This is a genomic window from Streptomyces soli (assembly GCF_003999195.1).
Classification (GTDB): Bacteria; Actinomycetota; Actinomycetes; order Streptomycetales; family Streptomycetaceae; genus Actinacidiphila; species Actinacidiphila soli.
This window is the reverse complement of sequence record NZ_RJVR01000213.1, coordinates 1-11,172: the sequence shown is the minus strand read 5'-3', so window position 1 is coordinate 11,172 and position 11,172 is coordinate 1. Positions and strand designations below refer to the sequence as shown.

10 protein-coding genes and 1 pseudogene are annotated in these 11,172 nt (G+C 69.5%); 7 read left to right on the top strand and 4 right to left on the bottom strand.

Annotated elements, in window-relative coordinates; translation table 11 throughout:
* Nucleotides 1-731: 731 nt before the first annotated feature.
* From EFK10_RS20300 to EFK10_RS20285, 5 genes and pseudogenes are all read left to right on the top strand, one after another.
* On the top strand, nt 732-1,901 hold the full coding sequence (locus EFK10_RS20300) for an erythromycin esterase family protein (protein ID WP_240677347.1): 1,170 nt from the start codon (nt 732-734) through the stop codon (nt 1,899-1,901).
* Nucleotides 1,898-2,131 carry a hypothetical protein gene (locus EFK10_RS20295; protein WP_127357090.1) on the top strand — a complete coding sequence of 78 codons (234 nt, stop codon included), beginning with the start codon at nt 1,898-1,900 and terminating at the stop codon, nt 2,129-2,131. Before EFK10_RS20300 ends, EFK10_RS20295 begins: the two co-directional genes overlap by 4 nt.
* 57 nt (nt 2,132-2,188) lie before the next feature.
* Nucleotides 2,189-2,626: pseudogene (locus EFK10_RS20290) on the top strand (class I SAM-dependent methyltransferase); the annotation flags it as partial.
* A 9-nt stretch (nt 2,627-2,635) separates the two neighbouring features.
* The gene (locus tag EFK10_RS53330) at nt 2,636-2,782 is read left to right on the top strand and encodes a DUF6191 domain-containing protein (RefSeq protein WP_407647107.1); all 147 of its coding nucleotides are present in this window, start codon (nt 2,636-2,638) and stop codon (nt 2,780-2,782) included.
* Nucleotides 2,783-2,790: 8 nt separating this feature from the next.
* Complete coding sequence (locus EFK10_RS20285; RefSeq protein ID WP_127357088.1) at nt 2,791-4,635, top strand: S9 family peptidase; 1,845 nt, start codon at nt 2,791-2,793, stop codon at nt 4,633-4,635.
* On the opposite strand, the gene EFK10_RS20280 is transcribed toward EFK10_RS20285, so the two are convergent.
* From EFK10_RS20280 to EFK10_RS20265, 4 genes are all read right to left on the bottom strand, one after another.
* Nucleotides 4,579-5,421, bottom strand: coding sequence for an SURF1 family protein (locus tag EFK10_RS20280; RefSeq protein WP_127357087.1), 843 nt, complete (start codon nt 5,419-5,421; stop codon nt 4,579-4,581). The genes EFK10_RS20285 and EFK10_RS20280 overlap by 57 nt on opposite strands.
* 95 nt (nt 5,422-5,516) lie before the next feature.
* Nucleotides 5,517-6,575 carry a hypothetical protein gene (locus EFK10_RS20275; RefSeq protein ID WP_127357086.1) on the bottom strand — a complete coding sequence of 353 codons (1,059 nt, stop codon included), beginning with the start codon at nt 6,573-6,575 and terminating at the stop codon, nt 5,517-5,519.
* A gap of 23 nt (nt 6,576-6,598) precedes the next feature.
* On the bottom strand, nt 6,599-7,162 hold the full coding sequence (locus tag EFK10_RS20270) for a SigE family RNA polymerase sigma factor (protein WP_127357085.1): 564 nt from the start codon (nt 7,160-7,162) through the stop codon (nt 6,599-6,601).
* Between the two features lie 466 nt (nt 7,163-7,628).
* Nucleotides 7,629-8,900: an aspartate kinase gene (locus EFK10_RS20265; RefSeq protein ID WP_127357084.1), complete on the bottom strand. Its 1,272-nt coding sequence runs from the start codon at nt 8,898-8,900 to the stop codon at nt 7,629-7,631.
* Between the two features lie 261 nt (nt 8,901-9,161).
* On the opposite strand from EFK10_RS20265, the gene EFK10_RS20260 reads away from it, so the two are divergent.
* Nucleotides 9,162-9,779 carry an HhH-GPD-type base excision DNA repair protein gene (locus EFK10_RS20260; protein WP_127357083.1) on the top strand — a complete coding sequence of 206 codons (618 nt, stop codon included), beginning with the start codon at nt 9,162-9,164 and terminating at the stop codon, nt 9,777-9,779.
* Nucleotides 9,780-9,840: 61 nt separating this feature from the next.
* The coding region (locus EFK10_RS20255; protein WP_127357082.1) for a DNA polymerase III subunit gamma and tau at nt 9,841-11,172 on the top strand (1,332 nt) is incomplete at its 3' end.

Sequence of the window (11,172 nt, the reverse complement as noted above, 5' to 3'; positions counted from 1 at the left end):
TGGTCTCACTCTTGGTCTCATTCGCAAGCGTGCATCCCCGTGCAGTGGGGTTCCGCCCCAGGCGGGAACCTGCGGAGACGCGCCGGGATGAATGCGGGCGAACGGACCCGTATAGGCCGCTGAACTGCAGCAACACACTTGGACAGCGGGCACCTACGGCAAGGCTGGCTTGCGCCTGGTCGATGGAAGCTCAGGCTGCGTGTCCAACTGCGCTACAACGGCCGCGTACTTCGACGTACGTCCACAGACATTGGGGGACTGTTCGCGCAGCTCAACCCCGGTGAGACCGCAGGTCGTGAAGGTACCCACATTGCTTCGGGACGAAGAGGCCACGTGCCCCATCCGTTCAGATGTCGCGGTCAGCCGCGGTCAACGACGGGAGCCATTGGGCGGATTCGTAGTGATGGTCCAGGCTGGGAAGCCGCAGGTCACCCGGCGTACCGCCCTGCCTCTCTCCTAAAGCGGGTGTCTCCCCGCCCGGGGCAGGCGGGGAGCTTGCCCAAATTGTGGCCAGCGCACGGCCCCCTAATGGGCACTTGGCGGTTGGCACCGGAGGACCCGCACCTCAAGACTGAGCGGAGTATTCGCACTTGACGGCCATGCTCTCTGAGCAAACGCGACCAGCACTCGGACCTGCGCCGTGCATGGGTACCTTCAACGGACGTGTCGGCAACGGATGGGGAACCGTGTCCAATGAGGTGACGGGCTGGCTGGCCCAGAACGCTTTACCCTTGAGCAGCCTGACCACAGGGGTGTCCACCGTCGATCTCCAACCGCTGAAGGATGTTCTCGACGGCGTACGGATCGTGGGCCTGGGGGAGGCCACCCACGGAACGCGCGAGTTCTTCCAGCTCAAGCACCGCCCGCTGGAGTTCCTGGTAACGGAGATGGGCTTCTCGGTCTTGGCCATGGAGGCAAGCGCATCGGCCGGTCCAGCCGTCGACGCCTACGTACGCCAGGGCGTCGGTGACGCGGCGAAGGTGCTTGCCGGGCTGGGCTTCTGGACCTGGTGGACCCATGAGCTACTCGCGATGATCCAATGGATGCGCGCCTTCAACCGGGGCCGGCCAGAAGACGAAAAGGTGCGGTTCAGAGGCATCGACCCGCAACACTGCGGCGACTCCCTTACGATCCTCGACTCCTTCCTACGCAAAACGGCACCGGATCGCGTGGCCGGACTTCTCTCCACGCTTCGCGTACTTGCCACGGCATATCCGGGATCGCGCCCCGATCCCCTGCGACGCCTGGTGCACGACGCCGAGCAGCTGCTGAATCTCCTCCGCAGACAAAGCCCCGAAGCAGCCGACGCGATCCGGCATGCCCGGACTCTGGTGCAGGCCGCCGACCTGGTGACGCGCGCCAGGCAACACACGGACCCAGAACAGACCGTCTTCGCCGCACGCGACCAGTACATGGCCGAGGCAGTAGGCGAACTCCTCGACGATCCGTCCACCAGAATCGCCGTTTGGGCACACAACGGCCACATCACCAAGAGCCACCACGGAGGAGCCGTACCGACGCTGGGGCAGCACCTCCACACGCGGTACGGCGACGCCTACTATGCACTCGGCCTGCTGTTCGGCAGTGGGTCCTTCCGCGCCCGCCGGATATGGCCCGGCCCATGGACCAGCCCCCGAGCCAGCGCCGTCGTCACCAACCGGATCGGCCCCGCCGGTCCCACCGCTGTAGAAGCCCAGCTCGCCACAGCCAACCCCGGCAACCACCTCGTGGACCTTCGCAGCGCTGCCGCCGCGCCAGCGGCCGTACGGGAGTGGCTCAACGGCTGTCACGTCACGCGAGGCTTTGGCGCTTTGGTGCCCCGCTGGACCTACCGCTTCAACCTGAGCCCGTCCTCTCTGCGTTTGCGTGTGCGGCGTGGCGGGCGCAGCGTGGAGCCATGACCGAGAGCGAAACACCGGCCTTTGTGTCGTCTGCGATCGTGGTGGGTCCGGTCGAGCGGGGCGCGCGGCCGTTTCGGGTCGTACAGATCAAGGGGGAGACCGTTGGGATCGCCCATGACATGGTCGATGTCCTGAGGCTCGCGCACGCTGCGGGTCTCCAGCATGTCGACCTGGATGACCCGGCCATGGTGCGGTGGGTGGGTGGCGGGAAGTACAAGTGGGCTTGCTGACCGACGGGGCCGCCGGCCTCCGGAAAGAGGGGGCGGAGCGACTTCTGGGGTCCTGGTATGACGACGACGGTATTTGACGAGAGCGAGCGCCGGATCTGGGCCGGGCGGGCGGACGCGTACGCGGCGAGCTTCGCGAAGTTGTGTGCGTATGCGGTGCCGGGGTTGCTGGATGCGGCGGGGGTGGGGACCGGGAACCGGGTGCTGGGTGTGGGGACGGGGACCGGGGCCGTGGCGGGGGCGGCTTGGGAGCGGGGGGCGCGGGTGGTGGCGGTGGACGCGGATGCGGGGATGGTGGAGGTGGCGGCGAAGGCCGTGCCGGGGGCGGAGGTGCGAGTGGGGGAGCTGCCGGAACTGCCGTTCGGGGAGGGGGAGTTCGATGCGGTGGTGGGCAATTTCGTGATCAATCATGTGGGGCGGCCGCCCGCAGCGGCCCTGGCAGAGATGCGCAGGGTGGTGCGGCCGGGCGGGCGGGACGCGAGCTTCTCGCCCGGCAAGCAGAACGAGCTGGAGCAGCGGAAGACGACACTCACGCTCCGTGACGACGAGGGCGACGGGGCGCCGCCGCGTACGCGCGTGGATCTGGATGCCGGGGTCGCTGTGATCAGGGCCGGCACCGGCGAAGGGGCCGGGAGCTTGCGCGATCGGGTTTGATGGACGGCATGAGCAGCGAAACCACATCAACGACATCTGAGATGCCGGACTGGGAGAAGCGCTTCCGCGCGCCCCGCGTCGGACTGCCGGAGTGGGCGGAGGACGCGCCCGACCGCAGCCTGTTCGTGTCGAACGCGACGGGGACGTACGAGCTGTACGCCTGGGACCGGGCCACCGGCGCACAGCGGCAGGTGACGGACCGGCCGAACGGGACGTCGGACGGGACGCTGTCGCCGGACGGCGAGTGGGTGTGGTGGTTCCGGGACACGGACGGCGACGAGTTCGGGGTGTGGGTGCGGCAGCCCTTCGGCGGGGGGCCGGACGAGGCGGCGACGCCGGGGCTGGAGCCCTCGTACCCGGCGGGGCTGGCGCTGGCCAAGGACGGGACGGCTGTGGTGGGGCGGTCGACGGACGAGGACGGGACGACGATCCATGTCGTACGGCCCGGGGCCGACCCGGTGGAGATCTACCGGCACGCGGAGTCGGGCGGGGTGGGCGACCTGTCGGAGGACGGGACGCTGATCGTGATCGAGCACACCGAGCACGGCGACGCGATGCACTCCGCGCTGCGCGTGGTGAGGCTTGGGGGTACCTCCCACGCCGAAGGCTGTGGGGGAGGCTCCATGGTCGCCGAGCTGGACGACAGCCGGGGCGGGCAGGAGGAGCTGGGCCTGGAGTGCCTGGGCTTCGCGCCGGTCGCCGGCGACACCCGGCTGCTGGTGGCGCACCAGCGGCGCGGGCGGTGGGAGCCGATGGTGTGGGACGTGGCGACCGGCGAGGAGACGGCCCTGGCCATCGAGCTGCCGGGCGATGTGACGGCGGAGTGGTATCCGGACGGGTCGGCGCTGCTGGTGGTGCACTCGTACCAGGCGCGGAGTGAGATCTTCCGCTATGAGCTGGAGAGCGGCACCCTGACGAAGCTGGACACCCCCGCCGGGTCCGTGTCCGGCGCCACGGCCCGCCCCGACGGGACCGTCGAGTTCCTCTGGTCCTCCGCCGAGCGGCCCTCCGAGGTGCGGTCGACGACCGGCGCGACGGTGCTGGAGGCGCCGGGCTTCAACGCTCCCGGCTCCCTCCCTGTCGAGGACGTCTGGGTCGAGGGTCCCGGCGGGCAGGTGCACGCCCTCGTACAACGGCCCGCGACCGGGGACGGCCCGTTCCCGACCGTCTTCGAGATCCACGGCGGCCCGACGTGGCACGACTCGGACGGCTTCGCGGCCGGCCCGGCCGCCTGGCTGGACCACGGCTTCGCGGTCGTACGGGTCAACTACCGCGGCTCGACCGGCTACGGCCGCGAGTGGACCGACGCCCTCAAGCACCGGGTCGGCCTGATCGAGCTGGAGGACATCGCGGCGGTGCGTGCGTGGGCCGTGGACTCCGGGCTCGCCGACCCGGCGAAGCTCGTGCTGTCCGGCGGCTCCTGGGGCGGCTTCCTCACCCTCCTCGGCCTCGGCACCGAGCCGGACGCCTGGGCGGTCGGGCTCGCCGCCGTGCCGGTCGCCGACTACGTCACGGCCTACCACGACGAGATGGAAGCCCTGAAGGCCATGGACCGCACCCTCTTCGGCGGCTCCCCCGAGGACGTGCCCGACCGGTACGAGGCGTCGTCGCCCATCACGTACATCGGGCAGGTCAAGGCGCCGGTCTACATCAGCGCCGGCATGAACGACCCGCGCTGCCCGATCCAGCAGATCGACAACTACGTCGAGCGACTGGACGGCCTGGGGAAGGTGCACGAGGTCTACCGCTACGACGCGGGGCACGGCTCGCTCGTCGTCGAGGAGCGCATCAAGCAGCTACGGCTTGAGCTCGACTTCGCGCGCCGGCACCTCGGCCTGGGTGAGGGTGACTGATTCCGACTCCGGCGGCAGGCCCAGCGCGGCGTCCCGCTGGGCCTCCGCCTCCCGGCGGAAGAGCCGGAACCACATGAAGACGACGAAGCCCGCGAAGACGAACCACTCGCCCGTGTAGCCGAGGTTCTGGAAGGCCTTGAGGTCGAGTCCGGTGTTCGGGGCGGCGGTCGGCGGGACGGCCTTCAGAGGGGCGGTGGCGTCGGTCTGGGTGATCCAGGCGCTGTAGACGTCGTACGGGACGAGGTTGACCAGCGACGCGGCGCTGATCATGCCGAGCTGGCCCTCGGGGAGGCCGCCGCTGGAGATCACGCCGTCTGTGGAGGTGGTCTCGGGGGACTGGAGCGCGCCGGTGACGGTGACCTCGCCCGTGGGGGCGGCGGGCACGGCCGACGCCGAGGCCTTGCCGGGGAGCCAGCCGCGTACGACGGGCAGGGCGGCACCGCCGTTCACCCGCAGTGGGGTCAGGACGTAGAAGCCGGTGCGGCCGTCCAGGGTTCGCTCGGGGACGAGCAGCTGGCGGGCGGTGTCGTAGCGGCCGGTGGCGCTGACCGCGCGGCCCGAAGTGACGGTCGTGACCTGGGACTCGGTGTCAGGGAGCAGCTTGGCCAGGGAGACGGGCTCGGCCGCTGCGGCGTTCTTGGTGTCCTTCTCGGCCGTACGTTGGCTCTCGACGCGGGACTCGAAGCGGCTGAGCTGCCAGCTGCCCATGAAGACGCAGAAGATGACGGCCAGCACCACGAAGAGATGGCCGGCGAGCCAGCGCGGGGTCAGCAGGAACCGGTACACCCCTCAACGGTACGGGGGGCGGGTCCGTCCCCCGGACCCGCCCCCCGACCTCTCCTCCCACCCCTGGCTCCGCAGCCCGCTCTACGTCCGTACGCCTACGTCGTCGACGCGATGGCGCCGGTCTTGTAGACGGTGCCGGCGCACGCGTTGCTGATGGTGGTGACGGGAGCCGGGCCGCCCGCCTCCGGGGTGTAGGTGAGCAGGATGCTGGCCGGGGTGTCGTCGGAGGGCGAGTCGAGGGAGCTGGTGATGGTGCCGCCGTCGCCCGTCGTCGTACCGCTGGTGCTGGTGCTGGAGCTGGAGCTGCTGTCGGAGGCGCTGGGCGTGGGCGTCGGGGGGCTGGCCGTCTGGCAGCCGGTCGTGCCGCCGCCGCTGGCCGGCACCCAGGTGAACCGCACCTGGAAGGACTCCCCGGCCTTGAGGATCAGCGTCTCACCCGACGAGTCGGGCAGCGAGGTGCCGTCGCCCGAGGTGTGGTCGACGACGGAGATCCCGGAGGACTGCGCGCTGCCCTGGGCGGTGAAGGTCACGCTGCCGCCGCCGTCGACCGTGCAGGGGCCGGAAGAGATGTTGGCGACCTGGAAGTAGCCGCTGACCTGGCCACTGGAGTCGGCGGTGCCGGTGGTCCCGAGCGAGTTGCCGAGGTCGGCCGCCTTACAGCTCGGGGCGTTGGCGGCCAGGGTCTGCGAGGGGTCGGTGGAGCTGGTGGCGGCCTTGCCGGGCTTGCCCGAGGACGCGGCGCTGCCCGCGCCGCTGACCTTCTTGCCGCCGGAGGCGGAGGCGTCCGGCTTGACGGACGCCGCGTCGCCGCCGGTCTTGCCGTTGGTGCCGCCGCTGTCGCGGGAGCTGGAGGCGTTGGCCGGGCTCGGGTTGTCCGAGTCCGCGCTGTTGGCGGCGTGCAGGGCGGCCGGCACGGCGGCGATCGCGAGCAGGCAGGCGGCGGCCGCGCCGACCAGGAGCTGCCGTCGGTGCGCCCGGCGGGCAGGGACCGCACGACGCAGGTGGTTCAGCGTCTCGGGGCGGGGCTCGATGTCCTGTACGGCGTCGTGGAGGAGCCGGCGCAGGGCCAGTTCTTCCGGGCTCAGATCGTCCTCGTAACCGATCTTCAGCGCGTTGTCGTCGTCAGAGATGTGTTCTCGGTTCTTCGGATCCATACCGTGAGGGGAGTCGGGGATGATCATGCCGCCTCCATTGCGACGCGAAGCGCCGCGAGACCGCGCGAGCCGTACGCCTTGACCGAGCCTACGGATATGCCGAGGGTCTCGGCGACCTGGGCTTCGGTCATGTCCGCGAAGTAACGCAGGACGAGCACTTCGCGCTGCCGGCGCTGCAGTTTGCGCATGGCGGCCTTCAACTGGTCGCGTTCGAGGATCTCGTACGCGCCCTCCTCGGCGCTCGCCATGTCGGGCATCGGCTTGGAGAGCAGCCGAAGCCCGAGGATGCGGCGGCGCAGCGCGGAGCGGGAGAGGTTGACCACGGTCTGCCGCAGGTAGGCGAGTGTCTTCTCCGGGTCGCGGACCCGGTTGCGCGCCGAGTGGACGCGGATGAACGCCTCCTGGACGACGTCCTCGCAGGAGGCGGTGTCGTCGAGCAGCAGTGCGGCGAGCCCGAGCAGCGAGCGGTAGTGCGCCCGGTAGGTCTCGGTGAGGTGGTCGACGGTGGTTCCGACTGACATCGTTGCGTCAGCATCCCCGCGGTCTGAGGGCGCCTTGACGACAGGCCAGGGCGCGATCACCGGCATGCCGCCGGGCGAGCGACGCGAGATGGGGGTACCCCCGGCCGAAGGCTGGGGGAGGCCGCTGCCGCCCGGCCGCCGCGTGCGCGGTCGCGCGGGTGCCGCGATGCCGGTTCGCCCGAACGTCCGGTCGATACCAAGTGCCCCAAGTGCCTCTGCCACGCCTGTTGGACACGCTTCCCCCCGTCAGGGTTGTACGCGCTAGGCACCGTTTTTGGCGGTGTAGCAAATATCCCCATGCGTACCAACTCTTTCCCCAATGCCCCTTATGCCTGGCGCTGTTCGAGCCGGCGATAGTGCGCTGACACAAAGACGCTCCCTGCGGGCTGCCGGTTGCAGCACGCAGGGAGCGAAATTGTCTGATGCTTACAGCTAGGTGATCAAGTGGTCCAGACCAGCGACTTTCGTCACATCCGGGGGAAGCGGATCAGCTGACCTCAGATCACCTGACCTCAGCTCACCTGACCTCAGCTCAGCGGCCGGTGCCGCCGTAGACCACGGCCTCGTCGCTGTCGCTGTCCAGGCCGAAGGCGGTGTGCACCGCCTGCACGGCCTCCTTGACGTCATCGGCGCGCGTGACGACCGAGATCCGGATCTCGGAGGTCGAGATCAGCTCGATGTTCACGCCCGCGTTCGACAGCGCCTCGAAGAACTGCGCGGTGACGCCCGGGTTGGTCTTCATGCCGGCGCCGACGAGCGAGATCTTGGCGATCTGGTCGTCGTAGCGGAGCGACTCGAAGCCGATGAGCGTACGGGCCTTCTTCAGGGCCTCGATCGCCTTCGGGCCCTCGTTCTTGGGGAGGGTGAAGGAGATGTCGGTCAGGCCGGTGGCGGCGGCCGAGACGTTCTGCACGACCATGTCGATGTTGACCTCCGCGTCGGCGATCGCGCGGAAGATCACGGCCGCCTCACCCGGCTTGTCCGGCACCCCGACGACCGTGACCTTGGCCTCGGACGTGTCGTGGGCGACTCCGGAGATGATCGCGTGCTCCACGTTCTGGTCCTCTCGCGGCTCGTTGCTGACCCAGGTGCCCTTGAGGCCGGAGAACGACGACCGGACATGGATCGGGATGTTGTAACGGCGTGCGTACTCCACGCAGCGGTGCAGCAGCACCTTCGAGCCGGAGCTGGCCAGCTCCAGCATGTCCTCGGAGGAGATCCACTCGATCTTCCGGGCCTTCTTCACCACGCGGGGGTCGGCGGTGAACACGCCGTCCACGTCGGTGTAGATCTCGCACACCTCGGCCTTCAGCGCCGCCGCGAGCGCGACGGCCGTGGTGTCCGAGCCACCCCGGCCGAGCGTCGTGATGTCCTTGCTGTCCTGGCTCACGCCCTGGAAGCCGGCCACGATCGCGATGTTGCCCTGGTCGAGCGCGGTGCGGATACGGCCCGGCGTGACATCGATGATACGCGCTTTGTTGTGGACCGAGTCGGTGATGACACCCGCCTGGCTACCCGTGAACGACTGGGCCTCGTGGCCCAGGTTTTTGATCGCCATCGCCAGCAGCGCCATGGCGATCCGCTCTCCGGCGGTCAGCAGCATGTCGAACTCGCGCCCGGCAGGAATCGGGGATACCTGCTCGGCGAGGTCGATCAGCTCATCCGTCGTGTCACCCATCGCCGACACCACGACGACCACCTGGTGGCCGGTCTTCTTGGCATCGACGATCCGCTTGGCGACGCGCTTGATGCCTTCGGCATCGGCGACGGAGGAGCCGCCGTACTTCTGCACGACAAGGCCCACGTGCGCTCCTCAAAAGTGTCTTCCGGGGGTCCGTCCCCAGACCCCACAAGCGGGCTGCAGACGGTTCAGTCTAACGAGCGGGCTCACGGCGTCCGCTCATTACCACATGCTGAGACGCGCAGCCCACGTCTTGGGCTGGAGCCCTGCCCCGGTGAGGCGGGCGGCACGCATGGTGTGGCTGACGTCACGGATCCGGGTCCGCCGCCACCGGGAGCGGCCCGCAAGTTGCCCCGCGACCCGGTGGACGGAAGCATTCCGGTTATGGACACCAAACTTCGGCTCTCCCAGCAGCCGGAGGCCGACGAGCTGCTCGGGCGCAGCCCGCTGGCCCTTCTCACCGGCATACTCCTTGACCAGCAGGTCCCCATGGAATGGGCCTTCTCCGGCCCGCACGCCATCGCCCAGCGCATGGGCCGCGACGACCTCGACGCCCACGAGATCGCCTCGTACGACCCCGAAGACTTCGCCGCCCTCCTGGCGGCCAAGCCCGCCGTCCACCGCTACCCCGGATCCATGGCCAAGCGCGTCCAGCAGCTCGCCCAATACCTGGTCGAGCACTACGACGGCGACGCCGAGGCCATCTGGCGCGATGCCTCCTCCGGCCAGGAACTCCTCGACCGCCTCAAAGCCCTCCCCGGCTTCGGCGAACAAAAAGCCCGCATCTTCCTCGCCCCCCTCGGCAAACGCCTCGGCGTCCGCCCACCCGGCTGGCGCGAAGCCGCCGGCCCCTACGGCGAGGACGGCTCCTACCGCTCCGTCGCCGACATCACCGGCCCCGACTCCCTGGACAAGGTCCGCGCCCACAAACAGGAAATGAAACGAGCCGCGAAAGCCGCCACCCCCGTGGCCAAGCCCGTAAGGCCTGCGAAGCCCGCCTAGCCGGTGCGGGAGCGACGTCGCGTGGCCACGGCTGTCAGTGGGGGCCGATATCGTCGTATGCGTGTCCCTCGCTCTGTACCGCCGCTACCGTCCCGAGTCCTTCGCTGAGGTCATCGGGCAGGAGCACGTCACTGACCCGTTGCAGCAGGCGCTGCGGAACAATCGGGTGAATCACGCGTATTTGTTCAGTGGTCCGCGTGGGTGTGGGAAGACGACGAGTGCGCGGATCCTGGCGCGGTGTCTGAACTGCGAGCAGGGGCCGACGCCGACGCCGTGTGGGGAGTGCCAGTCGTGCAGGGATCTGGCGCGGAACGGGCCGGGGTCGATCGATGTGATCGAGATCGATGCGGCGTCGCATGGTGGTGTGGATGATGCGCGTGATCTGCGGGAGAAGGCGTTCTTCGGGCCGGCGGGGAGTCGGTACAAGATCTACATCATTGACGAGGCGCACATGGTCACGTCGGCGGGGTTCAATGCCCTGCTGAAGGTGGTCGAGGAGCCGCCGGAGCATGTGAAGTTCATCTTCGCGACGACGGAGCCCGAGAAGGTCATCGGGACGATCCGGTCGCGGACGCACCACTATCCGTTCCGGCTGGTGCCGCCGGGCACGTTGCGGGACTACCTGGCGGAGGTGTGTGAACGGGAGGCGATTCCGGTCGAGGCCGGGGTCTATCCGCTGGTGGTACGGGCCGGGGCGGGTTCGGTGCGTGACTCGATGTCGGTGATGGACCAGCTGCTGGCGGGGGCGGGCGAGGACGGCGTCACGTATGCGATGGCCACGTCGTTGCTGGGTTATACGGATGCGGCGCTGCTGGACGACGTGATGGACGCTTTCGCGGCGGGGGACGGCGCGGCGGCGTTCGAGGTGGTCGACCGGGTCATCGAGGGCGGGAATGATCCTCGGCGGTTTGTCGCGGACCTGTTGGAGCGGCTGCGGGATCTGGTGATTCTCGCGGCGGTGCCGGATGCGTTGGAGAAGGGGCTGATCGACGCTCCGGCGGATGTCGTGGAGCGGATGCAGACCCAGGCGTCGGTATTCGGTGCGGCCGAGCTGAGCAGGGCGGCAGATCTGGTCAATACAGGGCTCACGGAGATGCGGGGGGCGACCTCGCCGCGGCTGCAGTTGGAGCTGATCTGCGCGCGGGTGCTGCTGCCGGCCGCGTACGGTGACGAGCGGTCGCTGCAGGCCCGCCTCGACAAGCTTGAGCGGAGCGCTTCTGCGGGCGGTTTCGCGGCCGCTCCGGCACCGGCTCCGGCCCCCGTCTTCACGCCTCCGCCCCCGGCGCCTGCGCCTGCCCCGGCGCCCGCACCTACCCCCGTGGAGCCCACTCCGGCCGCACCCGCACCCACCCCCACCCCCGCCCCCGCCGGCCGGCGCCCCGGTGCCTGGCCG

Excerpts from the sequence above, each read along its gene's own strand:
- EFK10_RS20295 (WP_127357090.1), top strand. The coding sequence starts at position 1,898 with ATGACCGAGAGCGAAACACCGGCCTTTGTGTCGTCTGCGATCGTGGTG.
- EFK10_RS20285 (WP_127357088.1), top strand. The coding sequence starts at position 2,791 with ATGAGCAGCGAAACCACATCAACGACATCTGAGATGCCGGACTGGGAG.
- EFK10_RS20275 (WP_127357086.1), bottom strand. The coding sequence starts at position 6,575 with ATGGATCCGAAGAACCGAGAACACATCTCTGACGACGACAACGCGCTG.
- EFK10_RS20270 (WP_127357085.1), bottom strand. The coding sequence starts at position 7,162 with ATGCCGGTGATCGCGCCCTGGCCTGTCGTCAAGGCGCCCTCAGACCGC.
- EFK10_RS20260 (WP_127357083.1), top strand. The coding sequence starts at position 9,162 with ATGGACACCAAACTTCGGCTCTCCCAGCAGCCGGAGGCCGACGAGCTG.